This window comes from Lysobacter hankyongensis, assembly GCF_039543145.1.
Lineage (GTDB): Bacteria > Pseudomonadota > Gammaproteobacteria > Xanthomonadales > Xanthomonadaceae > Lysobacter_I > Lysobacter_I hankyongensis.
The window spans coordinates 360,603-383,960 of sequence record NZ_BAABJE010000001.1; the positions used below are offsets into that span (position 1 = coordinate 360,603).

Sequence of the window (23,358 nt, forward strand, 5' to 3'; positions counted from 1 at the left end):
ACTGCGCCGCGCAGCGGCGCGAACGGCGAAGCCGGCCCGAAGGGCGAGCGCGCAGCGCGAGTCAAGAAAAGGTAACCCAAAGAAAGCATTGCCGGCCCATGCGCGCAGCGCATGGGCGCTCAGCCACCCGCGCGCCGATGGCGCGCAAGCGGGTGTCTTCGCCCCCGTCGGTCGCGCCCGGCGCGTTGCGCCGGGTCCACGGGTTTCGCGGGGTTTTTCGACAGGACGTCCATGTCCTGTCGAAAAACGCGCGGCGTCCTGCCGCGCGCCCGTCGGGCCTGATCCGCGAAACCCGTCGCGACCAGGGGCCCCGGTAGATCAAGACCAAAGCCGGCTCACGAATGCCGTCGGAACTGAGAAATTACTGCGTCTCATGGAAAATTCGTGGGGATACCTCAGGACCGAGACCACCGGACCGAGATCCCCGAACGATATCGTTGTGCCGCGATCGTCATCGCGCGCACGCCGCAATCACCGGGATCAGGACGAGACGAGTTCGAGCTCCAGGAAGCTGAAGGTCGATGTGCCGAAATTGAGCACGCCGACCACTTCGCCAGGCTTGAGACGACCGGAGGTTTCCAACTCGCCCAGAGCCAGCAGGCAGTCGGCCGCATAGGCATGCCCCAGGGTGCCGCGCGTCGGGGTCACGAGAACGCCCGGATCGATTCCCAGCTGCCGGCACATCAGGTCCGTGAACATCGGATGCAGATTGTCGGTGACAAGCAAGGGATAGTCGGCGATCTCGCGCCCGGTGCTGACCGTGATCTTCAGCTTGAACTCGGACATCTGCGTGCGGAAGTGCTGATTCCTTTCGCGCGCGTTCATGCCCTCCGGCAGCCGCAGCATCGCCAGGCCGGAATGACTGACGATATGCCTGATGCGGTAGCCGAATGCGTCCGGGGCCAGAATGCAGGCCGCCGCCACGTCGCTGTAGAGCGCGCTGCCGTCGCGGACGAATCGCGATTCGGTCGCCGGGGTGCGATCGGCGAATACGGCCATGACCCGGCGATAACGTCCCGATTCGAGCAGCGCCGAACCCAGCGCGAGGGTCGAGCCGAAATTCGAACAGGCCGACATCCAGTTGCCGAACGGCATGGCATTGACCAGACCGGCGTGCGCGATCTCTTCGCAGAGCATTTCGCGCAGGCGTTCGCTGGGCGGAATCGCGCGATGCGAGGTCTCGCCCAGACCGCTGTCCCAGAAACTCTCGGTGCTCAGGAGAATGGCCTGGATCCGATCGGGACGGATGCTCGACCTGGCGAGCGACGCATCGATCGCCTGTCGCATCATCTGCCGGATATCCGCATCGGAGGCGACGTAATGCTGATAGCCGCCATCGGCCATGAATTCGACCGTGGATGCCCGTGCGGGATCGGTGGACAGGGTGTCGATCGGAAGCGGCCGCGTCTGGCTGCTGGCGATGGCCTGAAGTGTGAAGAGCATGGATCGGAACCTCGCTACTCGGGACTGGCGTACCAGAGGGCTGTCATCTTCGGCGCCGGCGCGATTCGACTGGCCGGCGCGTGGGATGCAGAGGGTGGTGGGATGTCGCGCGTTGGAAACCTTCGACGGGCCGATGCGTCGTCGCCTGCGCTGGCCGTGTCTATCGCGGTTCGGCAGGCACGGCGCGCATCTCCTCGGGTGCCTTGATCGGGTCGGCGGGCATCGGCGGAAGCCGCACCGGCTCGCGCGCCAGCGTCGTCTCCAACTCCGCGATCGCGCGCAGCAACTGGGTATCGCGACCCGAGATCAAGTCGCCGACGTCCGCTTCGAGCACGATGTCCGGCGAGACGCCCTCGCCTTCGACCACGTAGGCGCCGGCGAGGTCGCCGGGCGCGAATTGCGGCACTTTCACGTCGCCGCCGTCGATCACCGGCCCCCAGTCGTTGAAGCCGACGACGCCGCCCCAGGTCTTGGTTCCGATCATCGGCCCGAGCCCGGACACCTTGTAGGCATAGGCGAACTGATCGCCGTCGGACGCCGTGGTGCCATTGATCAGGGCAGCGGTGTGGCCGACGAACGACTGTGCGGGATAAGTGCCGACGTGGGTCGATCCGCGCTCGTACTGCACCGCCAGCGGCTTGCGCATCAATCGCTCCAGGACCATCGGCGAAACGTTTCCGCCCATGTTGTCGCGGACATCGACGATCAGCCCCTGCTTGCGCATCTGCGGATAGAACCATTTGATGAATTCGCGGATGCCGCCATCTTCCATGTCGGGCAGATGGAGATACCCGATCCTGCCACCGCTGGCCTGGTCGACGATCGCGCGTTTGCTTTCGACCATCTGGTGGTAATACAGCGCCTGCTCGGACGCGATCGGCCGCACCAGCACTTTCCGCGCGCCGACGTCGCTCGCCGTGCGATTGACGGTCAGCTCGACCGGCTGGCCGGCCGGCGCGCGCAGCAGCCTGTAGGGATTGTCGTCGGCGGTGAGCTTCCGGCCGTTGATCGCCAGCAGATAGTCGCCCTCGCGCACGTTCACGCCGACCTCGGTCAGCGGCGAACGGTATTTTTCCTCGTCGTTGCGGCCGCGCAGGATCCTGGCGATCCGATACGCACCCCTGGCGGCGTCGAGCTCGAATTCCGCGCCGAGCAGGGCCACGTTCGGCGCATCCGGAATGCCCAGATCGCCGCCGCTGGCGTAGGTGTGCGAAGCGGACAGTTCGGCCGCCATCTGCCCGAGCAGATAATTCAGATCGCTGCGATCTCCGACGTGCGGCAGCAGCGCTTCGTACTTCCTGCGCAGCGCGTTCCAATCGTAACCGTGCATGTTCGCGGCGTAGAAGTGATCGCGCATGCGTCGCCAGGATTCGTTGAAGACTTCGACGTACTCGGCCCTGGGATCGACCAGCGCCTGCAATCCGGCGGTCGAAACCGCCAGCGGCTCGCCGCCCGACATCAGATCGATCCGCTTGTAGTCGCTGCCGGAACCGCCGTGCAGCCACTTGCCATCGGCGGAGACGCTGACGTTGTCGACGCCCTCGCGGAGCATGGTCTCCTTGCCTTCCGACAAGGCATACGCCATCAGTCGATTCGGATGCGAAGGGTCGCGGCCGTAGTACTTCGAACCGGAAACCACGTAGACCAGCCCTCGCTCGTTGACGAACAGGCGATCGATGTTGGCGTTCTCGACCGGCACCCGGAACACGCGGTCGGCGATGCCGGCGAAATCGATCGAATCGGACGCATGCTTCGCGGTCTGGGTGTCGCCGGATTCTGCGGGTTCGGCGGCGACATCCCGCGGGCCGACCGGATTCGCGGCGTTCGCGCGCAACGCGATGCCGAAAATGCCGGAAGTGCGATCGGTGGCGTAATTCCACTCGATCGACGACAACTGCGGAACCCACTCGCGATTCCCGACGAAATACAGGTATTCGCCGTCGGGGGAGAACGCCGGCAGAAAGCCGTCCACGAATTCCGAAACGAGGGTTCGACTGCGTTGATCGACCGTATCGTGCACGCGCAACTGCGGTCGCTGGCCGTCTTCGCTGAGCGTCGCGTACGCGAGGTAACGGCCACCGGGCGACCAGGCGTAGTCCTGGCGCGGGAATGTCGCGTCCCGGGCCACGGTCTGGACGCGGCCGCTGGCCACGTCGACGATCTGCAGGCGCAGGCCGCTGTCGGCGAATGCGATGCGCTTGCCGTCGGGCGACAATTTCGGCGCGTAGAGGCGTCCGTGGTTGGCGGTCGTGATCTGCCTGCGGTTGCCGCCGGCGGCATCGCTGATCCACACGGCTTCCTCGCCGCCCTGGTCGGAGACATACACCACGTGGCGGCCGTCCTTGGACCAGGAGGCCTCGCGCTCATGGACGCCCGGGGTATGGGTCAGATTGCGCGCGAATCCATCGGTCGCGGAAACGCTGAAGATCTCGCCACGCGCGACGTACAGCACGCGCCTGCCATCGCCGGAGATCGCCGAGCTTTCGATGCGATCGGCGACGCTGCGCTCTTCGGCGCGCGCGCGCACCAGCTCGGCCGGCACGTCGATCGCGACGCGGCGCTCGGTCCCTCGTGCGGTATCGTAGAGATGGATCTCGCCGTCGACCTCGTACACGATGCGACCTTCGATGTCGCCGCTGGCCCAGCGCGCATCGGCGCCTTTGCGGCGGGTCAGCTGCGTCGTCGTTCCGTCCGCGATATCGTAGCGGTACAGGTTCATGTAGTTGTCGCGATCGGACAGGAAATAGATGCCGTTCCTGTTCCAGATCGGATCGCGATCGCTGAACGCATGCCCGGTGATGTTGCGTGCGGTTTTCGAGGCGATGTCGTAGAGGTACAGATCCTGCGCCCAGCCGGCCGAGTATCGGTTCCAGGTGCGGAAGTCGTGATACTTCGGGCTGTAGACCAGCTTCGTTCCATCCGGAGAGAATCGTCCCGAGCCGGCCTGGTCCATCGGAAGCCGTGTCGGCAGTCCGCCCGACACCGGCACCGTGTACAGATGCGGCTTCTGCAAGGCCGACGACTGCTGCCACGAGCGATACAGCACCGCCTTGCCATCCGGCGTCCAGTCGTTGACGTGATGATCGAATCCCCAGCGCTGCGGCAGGGGCCCGGTGCTGGGATAGAAGGTCAACTGTCTGGGCTCGCCGCCCTGCGCGTCGACCACATAGACCTGATCGCCGCCGCCGTACTGGCCGGTGAATGCGATCCTGCTGCAGTCGGGCGAATACTTCGCGCTCTGCTCCAGACCCGCGGCGGCGGTGAGCCGTTGCGCCCTGCCGCCCGAGGTGGATGCGGTCCACAAATCGCCGGCATAGGTGAACACGATGTTGTCGCCGCAGACATCCGGGAATCGCAGAAGTCTGGTCGCGGCACCGGCGTCGGCCGCCGGCAGGAGCGCCGCGATCGCCAGCGACAGGATGACCGAATTGGGATGCTTCATGTGTTTCGTCGTCTCTTCGGAAAAGGTTGTGCATCGATGCCCGGCGGCTGCGCCCGGGCGCATGCGGCCTACGCCACCGACTTCAGCAGCCGGACGAGTCCGATCACGTCTTTCGATGCATGGAAATAATGGAAACAGAAGCGGAGCAGGCCGCCGTCGGGGATCGGGACCGAAAGCGCGTCGTCGCGCAGGCAGATCGTCCGCAGCGCGACGTGATCCTGCCGGTACACCGCCAGTGCGCGCGGCGCGCGGCGTCCGGGGCTGCGCGAAACGACCCAGGGCTCGCGCCGCACATGCGCCGCGAGCACCCGGCCTTCGCTGGCCGTTTGTCCCAATCGCCGCAGGTCGCCGCTCGTGTCGATCACAGGCGAGAATCTGGCGATGTCGCCCTGCACCGCGACGATCCCGTTGGCCGGCCATGCCGTGCGGTTTCCGGGCAGGCATCGCAGCGGCGTCAGCGGCAGTGCCGCTTCTTCGAGCAGGTCGCAGAACAGCGTGGCCAATGCGGCGTTGTGCGCGTGAATCCGGTTGGAGCGCCAGGGCGCACCCGATTCCACATCGTGGAAGTCGCGCAGCGCGACCGCGGTCGCGCAGAGGGTTTCCAGATTCCCGGTGCCGCCCGAACCGCTCAGCCTCGAGTACGCCTGCGCCTGATCGGGGATGTGCCAGCGCGGATCGGCGCAGACCAGGCCCAGGGTCGGTTTTCCGCACAGCCATTTGTGTCCGCTGGTCACGTAGAAATCGACCAGCCCCAGCATGTCGCGCCCCACCGGGATATTGCCGATCGCCTGGGCGCCGTCGGCGACGATCAGCACGCCCGGATTGATCTCCTTCGCGAAACGCAGGAACTCGATGTCGATCGGGTGCCCGAACGCGCGCGAGACGTGGCTGATGTAGATCACCGCCGGCCGCGTGCGCAGGAAGGCCGCCTTCAGGGCATCGGCCATCTCCGCGCTGCGTCCCTCCCAGAGCAGATGCGCCACTTCGGCCATGATCATCGGACCCTGCCAGCACTCGTCGACCATCGCGACCGTACCGGGGTACTCCAGATCCGTCGTCAGCAGCACCGCATTGCGCGAGCGCAGCATCTGGCTGATGCGCAGGAAAACGCGCTGGATGCCGGCCGTCGTGTTGTGGAACAGCGTGACGTGTTCCTCCGGCATGCCGAGCAGGTGACTGAAGTGACTGCGCACTTCGGTCAGCACCGCGTCCCAGTCGCCGGCGGGTTGCTGGCTCGCGAGCCGCGACTCTTCCGACGGCAATCCGACGCCCGCCGAATTGAAGAAGGAAGCCGCGTTGGCGCGCTGCTGCCGGGAGATGGACTGCAATTCAGAGTTCATGGACGGGTTGTTCGTGCTGTTCGTGCTTGCTGCGCTGCAGCCGCGCGTCGTAGATGCGAATCGCCAGGCGCTGCGCCGAGCGGACTTTCTCGATCAGGTAGCCGCCGTGTTGATTGTCGGTGCCGCGGAAGCGGTAGTGCGTCGGACGATCGCGCTGGAGCACGCTGCGAACGCGACGTTCGAAGGGAATCAGGGAGCGTTCGGAGACGCCTGCGTGCCTGTCGGCGCGGATCCTGCGCCAGATCTTGTTGATCGCGAGGTAGGCGTCGTGCGCGTACTCGCTATGGTCGAAGGCCGGCCTGGTCCAGTGGAAATCGGCGCCGTCCTCGATGCCGACGATATACGCCCGCACGCGTTCTTCGTAACAACCGTCGGAGAGGATGATGTGGCGCCAGCGATGCTGGACCCGGGCGATCAGCCTGACCGCTTCGAAGTATCCCACGCAGACCAGAATCCCGTTCTCTTCGATCGGGCGCAATTGGTCGACCTCGGAGCAGAACCTCAACTGCGGTCTGCCCGGCCCCTTGCTGGCGTGGGATTCCAGCGCCTTGCGCAGATCGCGCACGTACTCGGCCTCTTCGTTTTCGCCGTGGCACAGCACCTGCACGTCGACATCGGCGCCCTGCTCCACCAGGCTCGTCAATTTGGACAGGATCGCCTGCGCCTGCAGATCGTTGTTGGGCATCAACCGCAGGGCGTTGCGGTACGAGGACGGCCGCTCCCCGTTCGTCACCGGCATCTCCGCGGTGCTGTCCACGGTGACGAAGACGGGCAGCGAGGATGGCTGCAGGGTGCGCAGCAGGCCCTGGGTGCTGCTCGCGGTACCGCAGGCGATCACCGCCCACACGTCGAAATGCGACAGATACTGATAGAGACGCTCGGCCACGTCCGGACGCGAGCAATCGCCCAGATCGGAGAACGGCACCGGATAGAGATTGGGCGCGGCGTCGCGCGCAATCCGGCGCAGCGGCGACAATTCGCGCGGATGCGGGGTCATCTTCCGCGACGGCGCGGGCACCTCGCCATAACGCGTTTCTTCCGGCTGCTGCCGATAGGCGAAACAGATTCGTTCCCATGCCTTGGAGACGAAAGTGTCCTCGTATCGATAATCGCCGACGACCAGCACGGCCGGCTCGGTGCCCGCGCCCGCGAACGCGGGCGCGGCGATGTGAAGATCTCGACTGGAGTCATCCATGATCGGAACGAAGGTCCTGGTTGTGCTGGGAGAGCGAACGGTCGATGGCGTCCGTGCACCGCGATCCGGAGATCGCACGGTGCGGAATCGCGTCGTCCGCCCGCGGATCGGCGGAGGGCGGTTGGGCAGCCATCGGGGTCGCGGAACGGGTCATGCGAATACCGGGCCTGGCGAGGCCAGCCGCTTGTCGAGATGGGCCATCAGCCGCTCCCGCTCTTCGTTGAGGAAGAAGTGGCCGCCCGGCAGCATGTGCAATTCGAAGGCCGCGGTCGTCTGTGCGCCCCATGCGGCGAGACCGACCGCCTCGACCAGATCGTCGTCGATTCCGCCGTAGACCGTGATCGGGCAGGACAGCGGCGTCTCCTCGAGATAGCGATAGCGGTCGTTGAGCGCGAAATCGGCCCGCAGCATCGGCCGCAGGAAATCCATCATGTCCGGATCGCGCAGGATCTCCTGCGGCGTCCCGTTGAAGCGACGCAGGAGTTCGGTGAACGCATCGTCCGGAAGCGTGTGCCGCTGGTGGCGGCCGATATCGACCTGCGGCGCCACCCGGCCGGAGGCGAACAGATGCACCGGCGTCGGCCGTCCCGCACGTCGCAGCGCGCGCGCGAGTTCGAATGCGATCAGCGCACCGTTGCTGTGGCCGAACAGCGCGAACGGCGCATCCAGCAACGGATCGATCGCCTGCGACAGCGCTTCGACCAGCCGCGGCAGATCGTCCACGGCCGCTTCGGCGGCGCGACGCTCGCGGCCCGGCAGTTGCACGGGATGCGCGCGATAGTCGCCGATCCTGCGCTGGGTCCAGGGCCGGAACACCGATGCGCCCGCGCCGGCATACGGGATGCAGAACAACCGCCGACCGTCGTCGGATTTCGTGGTGTACGGAAACCAGTCTGAGAATGAAGACATGCGGATTCGATCAGGCGTCGCGGCGATGGACCGACCGCGCCGCAGGGCGGCGGCGTCGGCACCAGGCATCGCGATCGCAGGGTTGGATTGCGGTTCGGTTCACTCGACCCGGATTCAGAGCACTTCGACGCCTGCGGCCATCGGTCGCAGGCGACCGTCGGCGGCATCGATCAGCATCGCGAATTCGCCGAGGGTCGAGGTGTCGAACAGATCGTGCACGTTGGCGTTCACGCCATGCTGTTTCGACAACAGCGAAACCACGCGGATCGCGAGCAGCGAATCGCCGCCCAGCGCGAAGAAGTCGTCGTCCACCGAGACGACCTCGGTCAACAGGATCTGCGACCAGACCGCGGCGACCAGACGTTCGGTTTCGGTCGTGGGCGCAGCGCCCTTCTCCGCGCCGGACGCAGCCGCGGACGCGACGGCATCGGCAGCGGCATCGCCGGCGATTCCCGCGTCCGCCGTCGCCGCGTCCGCGGCCATCGCGTGCGCGGCCATGGCGTCGACCGATTCGAGGCGACCGTCGGCGCGGCGGCGTGCGCGCAATCCAGTGGGCGACAGGATCACGCCGGGCGCGAACGGGTGCACGGGGCCAACGCCGTGTTCGGCGAACGGACGAAGACTGGCGAGATGCAGCTCACCGACGACGCCGGTCGGCAACAGACGCCCGCCGGCATCGAGGACGAAGGCTTCGGTATCCGCCAGCGGCGCGCCGATCAGGCAAGCGCCGTCGTTCTCGGCGTCGCGCGCCTGCAGCACGCGACGCAGCGACGTCCATCCGGCTTCGACCGGACCATGGAGCGCGACGACCTTGGGATCGTTCTCGCCGAAGCGCGAGATCCACGCCTTCGCCGCCGACGATTCGCAGGCGCCGAGCACGATCGCCAGACGCAGCGCGGATCGGCGCGAGGCCAGCACGATGGTCGCCACCTGCGAGAACATCGCCGGCGAGAAACAGACTGCGGAGATCTCCTGCGAGCACAGCCAGGCATACGCCGCCGAGGCCGAAGACAGGACCGAAGCCGGCGGTGCGATCAGGTGCGCGCCGCGCGTGAGCGCGTTCCAGAACATCCAGTGGCGTTCGGACATCGGATCGGAAGCGGGAGCGCACAGGACCGCGCAGGTATCGGAACCGTCGAGATCGACATCGTCGCGAACCGCATCGACGGCGCCGCAGAGGCTGCGATGCGAGAGTCGCACGCGACCCGTGCCGCCGCCCGGCAGCGACACCGCCGCGCGCTCCGGGTCGTCCGGCATCGCCGCCGGCGAGGTCGCCGGCAGCGCGGCGATGGAATCCGCCTCGCGATCCAGATCGATGACGTCGAGCGCACCGGCATCGATGGCGGTGGAAGCGGACACGTCGTCGCGGACGACGAGGACGCGCAGCGCCTTGGCGGATTCGCCGATGGCTTCGGGCGCCAGCCATGCGTAGGCGGCACCGATCTCCAGCGCGGCCCACGCGACCGCCACGCGATCGATGTCGGAGCTGGCGCAGACGCCGACGACCTCGCCCTCGCCCACGCCGGATGCACGGAGTCGATGCGCGATGCGGAATGCGCGCTGCGCCAGGTCCGCGTAGGCGATGCTGCCGGCGCCGTCGGTGATCGCGATGGCGCGGGGCGTGCGCTCGGCCTGTGCACGCAGCCTGGCGTGGAGCAGCGCGGGCTGCGCGGGATCGGCGAGCGCCACAGGCTGCGGCCCCCTGAGGCGCCGCCGCTGCTGCGGACCGACGAGGCGGTGCGAGGAGATCGGCGCCTCCGGCATGTCGATCATGTCTTCGAGCATGATCTGCAGCGATTCGGACCACGCGGCGATCGTGGCGTCGTCGAACTGGTCGGTGCGGTATTCGAGCACCGCGCGCAGATGGTCGTCGCCCAATTGCAGATTGATCGACAGATCGAACTTGGCGATTCCCGAATCGAATTCGATCTCGCCCGCGCCGAGGTCGCTCAGGTCCAGCGGGGTCATCGGTTCGTTCAGGCTCACCAGATCCATCTTCAGATCCGCGAACGCGGGCGCCTCGGCGGCAGGGTCCATGTTGAATTGGACCTGGACCAGGGGCGACCGGCGCGCCTCCTTCCCCAGATCGAGACGACGGACCAGATCCGCGAACGGATATTCCGCGTGGTCGTAGGCGTCGAGGATGCGTTCCCTCGCGCTCTCGACGAGATCGCGCAGGGAAAGCCCGGCGGCGGCGCGCATGCGCACCGGCACCAGATTGATGCAGTGCCCCACCAGACCGGTCGCTTCTCCCGGATGCAGCGACGCCGGAACGCCGACCACCAGATCGTCCTGATCGGTCAAGCGATGCAACCAGGCGTTGAACGCCGCGAACAGCACGACGAACGGGGTGGCGCCCATCTCGTTCGCCCTGCGCGTCACCGCGCGCGCAAGATGGCCGCTCATGGCGATCCGTTGCCGGGCACCGCGATCGGAGGCGGCGGAGCCGGGGTTGCGATCGCGCGGCAATCGCACCACCGGCACCGCATCGGCGTACTGGGCCATCCAATATCCGGCCGCGTCCTCGCGGTCGCGAAGGCGCACCGGCGAAGCCCAGGTCTCGACCATCGATTCGTACTGCATCGCCGGCGCGAGCGCCGGCCGCGACATGCCCGCCGAACGCGCGTACAACGCGCACAGCTCGCCCAGCAGCACGTTGAAGCTGGTGGCATCGGCCGCGGAGTGATGCACGGTCAGCAGCAGGACGTGATGGGTGGCGGCGCAGCGCCAGAGCTGCGCGCGGATCATCGGCCCGCTCGAGAAATCGAACGGCTGCGCGGCCGCGGCATGCAGCTGTCCGGACAGGGTCGCCGCCAACATCTCGCGCGGACATGCGGCGAGGTCGACGAACGGCACATCGACCAGGAGATCGCCGCTGCGTTGCGTCCGCAGATCGGCGTCGACGGACGAGCGGAGCACGTCGTGGCGATCGACCAGGGTCTGGAACGCATCGCGCAGCGCCATCGGATCGAGGGCGCCCTTGAGCACGATCGCCAGCGGTTCGTTGTAGGACGCCGAGTGCGTGCCGCCGAGCCGGGTCGAAACCAGGATTTCGCGCTGGGCGTCGGACAGCGGGAACTCGCGCGTTTCCAGCGCTTTCCTCGCGACGACGGGGGCCGCGGGCGTCGCGCCGACGGGCCCCGGAATGGCGGCGGCAGCGGTGCGGACGACCGGCAACAGGCCATGGGGGACCAGTTCCGAAAGACTGCGCTCCACCGCGGCGAGAATCGTATCGATATCCTCCTGGGTATGCGCCGTGGACAGGAAGAAGTTGCGTCCTTCCCAGACGAACACGCCGTGCATCGAAAGGTGGTAATAGAAAATATCGATGTTGCCCGGCGAAATGAAGCGGAACTGCGACGAGAAGTTCTGCGCGCGGATATTGACGCCATGGCGTTCGAACAGCGCATTCGCTTTCGCGACGAAGGCGTCGGTCGTGCGGGTCAGCTGCGCGTGCAGCTCCGGCCCGCACCGCTTGATTTCGCGCAGTGCGGCGAGGGTCGTCGCCATCACCAGCGGATGCTTGCCGAACGTGGTCGCGAAGAAGGTCTGATCGGCTTCCGGATAGGTCGCGTCGCCGTAGCGCCAGGTGCCGCCATCCACGCCATCGAGCAGCCAGGCTTTGCCGCCGACCGCGCCGATGGGCATGCCGCCGCCGACCACCTTGCCGTATACCGCCATGTCGGCGCGGATGCCGAACGCCGCCTGCGCGCCGCCCGGATGCACGCGGAAACCGGTGATGACTTCGTCGAAGATCAGCGCGATGCCCGCCTCGCTGGTCAGGGCGCGCAGCTTGTGCAGGAAGTCGACCGGTTGCACCGAAGGACGGCGGCTTTGCACAGGCTCGACCAGGATGCCGGCGAGTTCGTGCGCGTGGGCGCGGACGATGTCCAGCGCCTCGTCGGCGCCATAGGGCAGGACGATGACATCGTCGGCGACCGCGCGCGGCAGCCCCGGCGCCATGGGCGACGCGCTCAGGCCGCCGTCGGCGCGACGCCCGGCCACGATCAGCGTGGCGTCGTAGAACCCGTGATAACAACCTTCGAAGATCGCGATTTTCGGCCGTCCGGTGGCGTTGCGCGCCAGGCGGATCGCGAGCATGTTCGCTTCGGTACCCGAATTGCAGAAGGCGACCCGTTCGTTGCCGGTGATCTCGCACAACAACGCGGCCGCCTGGCCCGCGTGTTCGGACTGCGGACCGACCTGCACGCCGTGTTCGAGCTGCCGCGCGATCGCTTCCTGCAGGAACGGAGCGCCGTGGCCGAACAGATGCACGCCGTAACCCATGGTGATGTCGACGTATTCGTTGCCGTCGAGATCCCAGACCCGCGCGCCGCGCGAGCGCTGACCGACGACCGGATACAGCATTTCCTTCACCGCAAGGCGGAAACCGGTGGTGGCGCGGCTGTCGGCCAGGACCGGGCGATACTGCGCCGCGTATTCTTTCGATCGGCGCGTCTTCGCCGTGAAGGCGTCGACGAATCCCCGCAGATACTCGGTATCCGCGACCTGGGCGGCCGGCTGATCGGCGCTGGAGGGTTTGAACGGCTGGAACGGGATATAGGGCCGCGAAGCCGCTTCCTCGATCGATGTCATCGCCGCGGCGGCGCCGGGCACGCCCGGCGCCCGCGCCGCGGGTGCAACCGATGCGGGCGCGTCATGAGCGATGACGGTCTGGGCGATCACGGTCTGCGCGTGCGCCGACATCGGAGCGGCCATCGCCGGAACGCCGGCGTGGATCGGGGCTTCGCGGAGAGGCTCGGCACCATCGTCCAGAGCGAAGTCCGGCGGAAGTTCGCGATCGAGCACCCGCGCGACGTCGGCGATGCTGGTCATTTCCATGAACAGCTGGCGCGTCGCGATGCGCACGCCGTAACGCTGGCGCAGCACGCGGGTGACGTTGCCCAGCGCGAGAGAATCCGCCCCCAACTCGAGCAGCGCCAGGTTGGCATCGAGTTCATCGGGCGCGGCGTGCAGGGCTTCCGCGAAAATCAGGATCAGCGCGTCGGTCAGTCGCTCGACGCGCGAACGCTCGCGACGCGCGGGAGCGGCATGGTGGGAGGCTGCGGAGGGATCGATGTGCATGGTCGTAGAGTGCTCCCCGATGACCGGCGACGCCGGTATCGTGATGGGCCGTGAGAATTGGCGGCGCTCGAAAGGCGAGCCCGGCAGGGGAATGCGGCAACCCGCGTCGCCGGGCACCGCATCGCGCACGATGCGATCGGCACCACGGACGAACATCGCCGCGGCGGCGTCCAGCAGCAGATCGCGTGCGGCTCGACCGCGCTTGAGCGCGGGGCACCACGCGATCGCCGGATCGTCGGCGATCTGCGGCCCGAGCCTGCTCAGCACGTCGGCGGCGCCGAACTCGAAGAAGCAGTCGTAGCCTTCCGCGATCAACGCGCGCAGCGCTTCGAAATAACGAACCGGTTCGCGCATGTGCGCTCGCCAGTAATCGCGGTCGAGCGTCGCCTCCGGATCGAGCATCGCGCCGTGGAGACTCGAGGCGTAGGCGATCCGTGGCACGCCCGCATCCACCGCCGGGAGACGGTCCAGCGCCGGCACCATCGCGCGCGAATGGAAGGCGTGGGTGACGGAAAGCGGATGGACGCTCCAGCCGAGGTCCTCGAAGCGGCGGGTGGCCGCCTGCAGGGCATCGAGCGGCCCCGACAGCACGGTGTTCGACGGCGCGTTGTAGACCGCGATTTCCAGCGCGTCGGCGAATCCGTCGTCGAGGGCATCGAGCGCCTCACGCAGGGCCCGTGCCTCCGCACCGACGGCGATCATGCCGCCTTGCGGGCTCAGCGTCTGCATCGCGACCGCACGGCTCGCGACGAGATCGAGCGCATCGTCGAGCGTCAGGGCGCCGGCGATCGTCGCTGCGACGAATTCGCCGAGGCTGTGCCCGAGCACCGCCGTGGGCGCGATGCCGAGCGACTGCCACCATTTCGCGGTCGAATACGCCAATGCGAACAGGGCCGGCTGCGCATGACGCGCTTCGGTCAGCGCCGGACGATCGGCAGCGTCCGAATACAGGGCATCCACCACCGAAATGCCGAAACGCAGACGGAGGTGAGCATCGCAGCGATGCATGCACTCGCGGAACACCGGCTCGGACCGGAACAGATCGTCGCCGGCCCGGTACAGTTCCGAGGACTGGCCGGGGAACAGGAAGGCGATTTTCGGCACACGATTGCGCGGCGCGTGACCGCGCGCGACGCCGCGCACCGATTCGCCGGAACCGATCCTGGCGAGAACATCGACCAGCTGGCCGCGATCGGCACACACGAAGGCCCGACGATGCGGCCAGTGCACGCGTCCGCGCGCCAGGGTATGGGCGATATCGTCAATCCCGAAGCGCCGCTCGGCGACGAGCGTGTCGCGCAGTTCGCGCGCCAGCACGGACAACCCGTCCTCGGAGCGCGCGGAGAGCACGATCAATCGGTCGCGGCGATCCGCGGACGCGGCGCCGTGCGTGCCGGGCCCTGCGCCGCGACCGGCGTCGATGTCGGCATCGATGTCGGCGGTATCCCGCGCGTCGCCGCCTTCCGCATGCTCTTCGATCACGACATGGACATTCACGCCCCCGATGCCGAAGGCGCTCACGCCCGCGCGTCGGGGCACGCCCGCCGGGCTGTCCCAGGGCGTCAGTTCGCGATTGAGACGGAACGGCGACGCGCCGAAATCGATGTTCGGATTCGTCTGTTCGGCGTTGAGGGTGGGCGGAATCTGCCGATGCTTCAACGCCAGCACGAGCTTGAGCAGACCGGCGATGCCGGCGGCCGGTTCGAGATGGCCCAGGTTGGTCTTGATCGATCCGATCGCACAGGACTGGCGCGAAGGCGCGTCCTGTTGGAACGCCTTGCACAGGCCATCGAATTCGATCGGGTCACCGAGTTCGGTGCCGGTGCCGTGCGCTTCGATCAGGCTGATCGTGCCGGCATCGATGCCGGCGCGATCGAGCGCGGCACGCACCACGCGCGACTGCGCCTGCGGGTTGGGCGCGGCCAGGCCGCTGCTGCGTCCACCGTGGTTCATCGCGCTGCCGCGAATCACCGCGTGGATGTGATCGCCGTCGGCGCGGGCCCGCGACAGGGGCTTCAGCACGACGACGCCCAGACCTTCGCCCGGCACCATGCCGTCGGCGTCTCGACCGAATGCGCGGCACACGCCGGTGGTCGACAGCGCGCCGATTCGCCAGGCCGCTTCGTAGTACCGCGCGGGCATGCCGACGCGAACGCCGCCGACGATCGCCAATCCGCACTCGCCGCGCAGCAGGCTTTGCACCGCCATGTGCACGGCCGCGAGCGAGGAGGAGCACAGGGTGTCGACGGTGACGCTCGGGCCGTTCAGATCGAGGAAGTACGACAGGCGATTCGCGAGGATCGCCACGCTCGAGCCCACCAGCGTATGCGGACCCAATGCCGGTTCGGCATCGCGATCGGCGACCGGCGACGCGCTCGCGCCGACGAACACGCCGGTGTCGCTGCCGACCAGATCGCCCGGAGCGATGGCGGCGTTTTCCAGCGCGCACCAGACTTCTTCCAGCAGCATCCGCTGTTGCGGGTCCATGGACTCGGCTTCGACAGGCGAAATGTTGAACGACTTCGCGTCGAAACCGTCGATGTCCTCGAAGAAGCCGCCGCGCATCGCGGACAGGCGGTCCCTGGTCGCGGCGTCCGACCAGCGCTGCAAGGGCGCGGGACCGATGACATCGCGGCCGTCGCGCAGCAACGACCACAGCGCCTCCAGATTCGGGGCGCGCGGGAATCGCCCGGCGACGCCGACGATGGCGATCGCATCTCCGTCCGCATCGACATCGCGAGTCCTGACCTCGCCGACGCTCGCGGTGCCCGGCGCGGATGCGGCCGCACGAACGGCAGGACGGAGAGGCGCGGCGATCGTGGCGTCGGCCGCGATGCGCGGTTGCGCCGGCCGTTCCCCGGACGAAGCGTGCGGCGCGGCGTCTTGCGGGGACCGGAACGTCAGCCCCGAAAGCGCAGTCGCCAGCTTGTCGAGCGTCGGATATTCGAAGAACAGCGTCCGCCGTTGGCGGGTGCCGGTGGCGGCATCGATCGCCGCGACCAGCCAGGCGGAATTGATCGAATCGACGCCGAGGTCGAGGAACGGCGTCTGCCCGTCGAGCGAGGCTTCCTGGACTTCCAGCACATCGGCCAGCGTGCGTCGCAGGAACGACAGCGCCGCATCGTGACCGCTCGCGCTCGCGCTCGCGGCCGCGCCCGGAAGCGGCGCGACCGGCAACAGCGCGTCGAGCTGCTCCGGCGCCGCGATCGCGATCTGGACCAGATCGCTGCGCATCGCTCGTTCGAGCAGGGCCATGCCCCGGTCCGGCGCGATCATCGAATCCGCCGCATCCGTCCCCGCAGCCGCGCCGCCGGCCAGGGTCAGGCCCATGCCGACCCCCGACCAACCGCCCCAGTCGATGCTCATCGTCGGACGTCCCTGCCGCGTACGCCAGAACGCGAATGCATCGAGGAACCGATTCGCCGCGGAATAGCCGGCCTGGAAGACATTGCCGGCGAGACCCGCCAGCGACGAGAACAACACCATGCAGTCGAGCCGCAGATGCCGCGTCGCGAGATCCAGATTCGACGCGCCGCGGGTCTTCGCCCGCAGGACGTTCTCGAACGCGCCCCAGTCGTAGTCGGCGACGCGCGTGCGATCGAGCACACCGGCGAGATGGAACACGCCGTGAAGCGCGCCGTGCCGAGCCACGATCCGTTCGACCGCATCGCGGCATTGCCGGAGATCGGCGATGTCCGCATCGATGCAATCGATCGTGCCGCCGACACGACGGATGGCCTCGCCGTCTTCGGATCCCGGATCGAAGCCGTCGCTGGCGCGACGCGACACCAGCACCACGCGCGCGCGGTATCGTTGGCCCAGGAAGCGGGCGAGCACGCGCCCGATGCCGCCGACGCCCCCGGCGATCAGATACACCCCGCCCTCGCGCAACGGCGGGACGGCTGCGATCTCCGCCCCATCGACGGGGCGGATCGAGGGTACGAGACGACGACCGCCGTGCAGGGCGATCTCGCTCTCCCGCACCGGCGCGCGCAATTCGCGCGCCAGCGCCGTGATCGCCGCATCGTCGGTGCGGAAGCGATCCAGATCGATCGCCTGCATGCGCAGGCGGTGGCACTCGCGCGCGATCGTGCGCGCCAGTCCCCAGGCGATCGCCTGTGCAGGCGCGACGTCACCGAGGCGCGCCTGCGAATACATCGCGCCGCGCGTGACCAGGCGCAGATTGAGATCGTGCTGCGGCCAGTGGCGCAGGATGCCCTGGCAGAGCAGCAGCAGAGGACGTGCGCCGCCATCGTCTTCGGCGTCGAGCGTCGAATCGAGTCCGGACGCATCCTCGGCCATCGCCGAGGGTCGGCCATGCCACGCCTGCACGACATCGGTCGGCCGGATCCCCTCGCGTTCGAGGGTTTCGAACAACTGGTCGTAATCGCGGGCCGCGCAGGGATCCAGGCGGAAATGATCGGAAGCGACCCGCGCCCAGGCGGCGCCGCGGGTCACCAGCACGAAGCGCGTCCCTTCGGTGCGCGCCGCATCGGCCAGACCCCGCACGGATCGATCGTCATCGGCGAACACCAGCCAGACCGCAGGACGGCGCATCCTCACGGCGGAATCCGGCATGCGCTCGCATTCGGCCCAATCGATGCGCCGCATCCAGGCGTCCGGCGATGCGGGCACGCTCGCCGCGGCGACCTGCGCGCGCGCCGGCGCCGGAGGCCGTCCGCTCGCGGCCACGCGAGGAACGGAACAATCGCGACGCTCGAAGGGATAGGTCGGCAGCAGCACCCGGCGGCGGTTCGCCGAGGCATACCACTTCGACCAGTGGATTTCGACGCCCTGAACGTACAGCGAAGCGAGCGCGCGCAGGCATTCGCGGCGCGATGCGATGGCGGCGACCGTCTCGCTCGACGCGGTATCGACACGGCGCGAGCCGAAGATGCGATCGGCGACCGCACCGCCGCACAGGGCTCCCACGCCATCGCGCGCGGAGGAATCCAGCATATCGACGAGCGAGCGATCGCCCGGCGCGTCCTCGCAGAACACGGCGGCATCGACGCCGGAGGCGCGCGCGCCCGCGAGCCAATCGCCCAGCAGGCACAGCAGCGTTTCCTTGCGATCGGCCACGACCGCCAGACGCCGCGGCCAGGACTGTCGCCCGCGATTGACGGTGAAGCACACGTCCGCCATCGACGCCGGCGTGCCCTGCGCCAACAGTGCGCAAAAGGCATCGACGTACGCGCGCAGCGCCGACGGCGTACGCGCCGACAGCGTGAACAACTGCGGACCGTCGGACCCGTCGTCCCGCGCGGGGTCGGTCGGGGCATCCGCCGCCTCGATCACGACATGCGCATTGACGCCGCCGAATCCGAACGAACTCACGCCGGCGAGCGGACGGGCGACATCGCTCGGCCAGGGACGCGCCTGCGGATTGAGATGGAAAGGCGAATCCTCGATCCTCAGCTCGGGGTTCGGGCGCTCCAGATGGGAATTCGCCGGTATCCGGCGATGGTGCAACGCCAGCGCGACCTTCAGCACCGAGGCCAGGCCCGCGGCCGGCCCGAGATGGCCGATGGCCCCCTTCATCGACGTCAGCGCGCAGAAGCCGCGACGATCGGTATCGACCGCGAACGCCTCGGTCAGCCCCTGCACTTCGACCGGATCGCCCAGCACCGTTCCGGTTCCGTGCGCTTCGACCAGCGAAATGTCGCCGGCATGGACGCCGGCGCTGCGCAACGACGCGCGCACCACATCGCGCTGCGCTTTCGGATTCGGTGCGGTCAGGCCGACTTTCGCGCTGCCGTCGTGATTGACCGCGCTGCCGCGCAGGATGGCCCAGATCTGGTCGCCGTCGCGTCGCGCGGCCTCCAGCGGCTTGATCGTCATCGCGATCACGCCTTCGCCGGCCACGAATCCGTTGGCGCCCGCATCGAATGGCAGGCAGCGCCCGTCCGCGGACAGCATGCCGCTCTCGCCCCAGATGGTCATGTTCTCCGGCTCCAGCATCAGGCTGGTGCCGGCGACCAGGGCCGCGTCGATCTCGCCGTTCAGCAGCGCCTGGCGGGCCAGATGCAAAGCCACCAGCGACGACGAACAGGCGGTGTCGATGGTGACGCTGGGACCGGAATATCCGAACAGATAGGACAGGCGATTCGACAGCAGGGACAGGGCATTGCCCGAACCGGCATAGGTGTCGCCGAGAACGCCCGCGTGTTCGAGCGTGCGCATGTAGTCCTGCGCGGACGCGCCGACATAGAGGCCGACCCGGCCGTCGCCGAATTCGTTCGCACGATAACCGGCGCGTTCGCAGGCTTCCCACGCCGTTTCCAGCAGCAGGCGCTGCTGCGGATCCATCCAGCGCGCTTCGCGCGCCGAGAGCCGGAAGAACTCGGGCTCGAATTCGTGGACGCCATCGATCCAACCGCCCCAGCGCGCATGCGGCCAACCCCGGCCGTCGTTCTCCGCGCCTTCGCCGGCGCGCCAGTTCCAGCGCGTGGCGGGCACTTCGGAAATCGCACCGATGCCTTCGCAAAGATTCCGCCAGAGCGCTTCCGGCGTCGACGCGCCGGGGACACGGCAGGCGAATCCGATGATCGCGATCCCCGAATCCGGCGTCTCATTCCGCGGTGCCTCGCCGGCGACCGCTTCCGACGACGCCGGCCTGTCGGCCAGCGCCGTGGTCAGCACATCGGCCATGTCGCGGATCGTCGGACTGACGAAGAACTGGGTCAGCGGCAGATCGACGTCCAGATGCGTCTTGATCTCGCGGCGAAGCAGCGGCAGCAGCAGGGAATGGCCGCCGATCTCGAAGAGTTTCGCGTCGGCATCGACCTGTTCGCGCTGCAGCGCCTGCGCCCAGATCCGGTGCAGGGTTCGTTCGACTCTGGATCGGAGGTCGTCCGTGGGCGACGGCGGCACGGCCGGCGGCGACACGACCGGCGTCGGCAGGCGCGCGGCATCGGCCACGGTCGGCGGGGCCGCGATTCCGGCGCCCGGCGTCGAGGACTCGACGACCGGCGGCGGCAGCGCGCCGCGGTCGACCTTGCCGCTGCTGTTCAGCGGAATCGCAGCCAGCGGTACGAGATACGACGGCACCATGTAGTCCGGAAGCATGCCGTACAGATGCTTGCGCAGAGCATCGACGGTCGGCGCATCGGTCCCGGCGACGTAGTAGCCGACGAGACAACGACCGGTACCGGGGACGTCGATCGCCACCACGATCGAGGACCGGACATCGGGATGCCGGCAGATGGCCTCCTCGACATCGCCCAATTCGATGCGATAGCCGCGGATCTTCACCTGGTGATCGATGCGGCCGAGGCAGATCAGTCTGCCGTCGGCGCCGTACCGTCCGAGATCGCCGGTTCTGCAGAGCCTGTCGTCGGCGCGGAACGGCGAAGGAATGAAGCGCTCCGCGGTCAGATCGGGACGATTGAGATATTCGCGACCGATGCCGACGCCACCGATGTAGATCTCGCCCATCGCGCCGATCGGCACCGGTTTGCGGTCGGCATCGAGCACGTAGATCGTCGTGTTGGCGATCGGTACGCCGATGGGCGGAGGCAGCGGGCCGTCCGGGTCGAGCAGGGCCCAGGTCGAATAGACCGCGCACTCGCTGAGCCCGTAGAAATTGAAGACCGCATCGACGCCCGGGAGCGCATACAGCTTGCGCACCAGCGACTCCGCCACCGGTTCGCCGGCCAGCACCACCGTCCGAACCGTGTCGGGGATGCTGCCCGACTGCAACAGGCCCGACGCGACGCTCGGCGCGCAGGACAGCAGCACATCCGATGCGCGAACGCTCGCGATGTGCAGGGCGCTCTCCATCAGCGACACCGTCCCGCCGATCGACAGCGGCGTGAAAATCTCGAACACCGAGGAGTCGAAGCAGACCGAGCTGGTCGCCATCACCTGCGCCAGGCGATCGTGGCCGAGCAGGCCTTCCGCCCACGACAGCAGGTTCGCGAGGCTGCGATGCTCGATCGCGGCGCCTTTGGGAACGCCGGTCGAACCGGAGGTGAAGATCACATAGGCGAGACTCTCCGGCGCGAACGTCGCCGGGTCTGGAAGCGCGACCGCCGGCCCGCTGTTCCCGAGGGCATCGGAGAGCAGCAGGCGCGCCTCGGGCGCGATGTCGCGGATCCTGGACTCGCAGGCGCGCTCGGCGACGATCAGGCGGCAGCGCGCCTCGCCGATCATCAGCCCGACGCGGGACTCCGGATGTTTCGGATCCAGCGGCAGATAAGCGCAACCGGCCATCATCGCGCCGAGCAGCGACGCGACCAGGCCGGGGTTGCGCCGGTGATGGACGCCGACGATATCGCCCGGCCCGAAACCCGCGGCGACGATCGCGGAAGCGATCGCGCGCGCATGCGCATCCAGCTCGGCATACCGCCATTCGCGGCCTTCGAACGCCAGGGCCACGGCATCGGGGCGCTGCGCCACCTGTGCGGCGAAACGCTGCACGATGTTGCGCTCCAGCGGAAGCGCGACCGCGGTGTCGTTCCAGGTCTCCAGCAGCAAGGTCTTCTGCGTTGCGGGCAAGGCATCGCCCGCGCGGACCGGCGAACGCCAGTCCCGCGCCATCGCTTCGACCACCGCGTCGAACACATCGGCGAAACGGGCCACGGTCTCGCGCTCGAACAATTCGGCGTTGTATTCCAGATTCAGCTGCAGACCGCCGTCGCGCTCGCGAACCTGCAGGAACAGATCGCACTCCGCCGCGGAGCGATACTGCTCTTCGTAATCGGCGGTGACTTCGAGCCCGGGGAACAGACGCTCGAAGTCGCCCATCGTGTTCTGGAAGATGAGCAGGGTCGAGAACAGCACGCTGCGGCCGACTTCGCGTTCCGGCGAGACCGCCTTGACCAAATCCTGGAGCGGGTAGTACTGGTGCACGTGCGCGGCCAGCACTTCACCGCGCACGTGCGCCAGCAGCGCTTCGTGATCGGCGTCCGGATCGACCGCCAGCCGCAGCGCGACCGTATTCGAGAAACAACCGATCTGCGGCCACTCGGCCGGCGTCCGCCGTCCCGAGAACATGGTGCCGACGATCAGATCGGTCTGGCCGGAGAGTTTGTGCAGAAAGACCGAATACGCAGCGAGGATCCCCATGTACAGGGTCGCTCCGCGTTCGGTGGCGCCGCGCTTGAACGATTCGAGCAACGGCGGCGCGATCCGCCATTGCCAGTTGCCGCCGGCGAACGTCGCCTCGCGGCCGCGCGCACGGTCCTGCGGCAATTCCAGCGTCGGCAGGCGACCGCGCATTTTTTCGATCCAATAGGCTTCCGAAGCTTCGCGCTGGGGCGCGGACAAGGGCTCGGGCTGCGCGCTCCCCGCGGACAGGACCGGCAGATCGGGGATTTCGCCGCGATCGAGGGCGACGTAGATCTGCGAGAGATCGCGGAACAGCACGCCGATGCTCCAGGCATCGTGGATGACGTGGTGGATATTGAGATGGAGATGATGTTCCGCCGGCCCGAGCCGGAACAAGGTCAGGCGCCACAGCGGCGCCCGCGACAAATCGAAGAAACTGGCGAGATCGTGGCGAATCAGATCGCCCAGCGCGCTCTCGCGGCGATCCGCCGGGTATTCCGACAGATCGACCAGGCGCAGCGTCTGGCGCAGCGCACCCGGCGGCATCACCGCCTGCTGCAGGACGCCGTCGATCATGTCCACCGATGCGCGCAGCATGGGGTGTCTGTCGGCCAGCAGATCCGCCGCGACGCGCAACGTCTCGGCGTCGAGTTCGCCACGGATCCGCAAACCCATCGGACAGTTGTAGACCGGCACGTTGCGACCCACCATCTCGATCCACCAGAAGCGCTCCTGGTTGCGGCAGGCGGGATCCATGCGCACCGCGCCACCCTCACCGGCCGCGGGCGTCGCCGCTGCGTCCCGGTGGGCATTGCGCTGGGAATCGTCGATGTTTCGCTGCATCTAGGTGGAACTCCAGAGATCGCTTGGCGGCCGCGGCGACATGGGCGACG

General features: G+C 67.9%; 6 protein-coding genes. All 6 read right to left on the reverse strand.

Annotation, left to right across the window (positions count from 1 at the left end):
- Positions 1-480 precede the first annotated feature (480 nt).
- Positions 481-1,443 carry a hypothetical protein gene (locus tag ABD974_RS01700; RefSeq protein WP_345301532.1) on the reverse strand — a complete coding sequence of 321 codons (963 nt, stop codon included), beginning with the start codon at positions 1,441-1,443 and terminating at the stop codon, positions 481-483.
- A gap of 160 nt (positions 1,444-1,603) precedes the next feature.
- Entirely contained in the window at positions 1,604-4,885 is a 3,282-nt protein-coding gene (locus tag ABD974_RS01705) for a S41 family peptidase (protein WP_345301533.1), read from the reverse strand.
- A gap of 68 nt (positions 4,886-4,953) precedes the next feature.
- Positions 4,954-6,225, reverse strand: a complete 1,272-nt coding sequence (locus tag ABD974_RS01710; RefSeq protein WP_345301534.1) for an aminotransferase class V-fold PLP-dependent enzyme — start codon at positions 6,223-6,225, stop codon at positions 4,954-4,956.
- On the reverse strand, positions 6,215-7,420 hold the full coding sequence (locus ABD974_RS01715) for a hypothetical protein (protein ID WP_345301535.1): 1,206 nt from the start codon (positions 7,418-7,420) through the stop codon (positions 6,215-6,217). The genes ABD974_RS01710 and ABD974_RS01715 overlap by 11 nt, the downstream gene beginning before the upstream one ends.
- 150 nt (positions 7,421-7,570) lie before the next feature.
- Positions 7,571-8,329 carry a thioesterase II family protein gene (locus ABD974_RS01720; RefSeq protein ID WP_345301536.1) on the reverse strand — a complete coding sequence of 253 codons (759 nt, stop codon included), beginning with the start codon at positions 8,327-8,329 and terminating at the stop codon, positions 7,571-7,573.
- Positions 8,330-8,443: 114 nt separating this feature from the next.
- Positions 8,444-23,308 (reverse strand): non-ribosomal peptide synthetase/type I polyketide synthase, encoded by a 14,865-nt coding sequence (locus ABD974_RS01725; protein WP_345301537.1) that lies wholly within the window; start codon positions 23,306-23,308, stop codon positions 8,444-8,446.
- Positions 23,309-23,358: the final 50 nt, after the last annotated feature.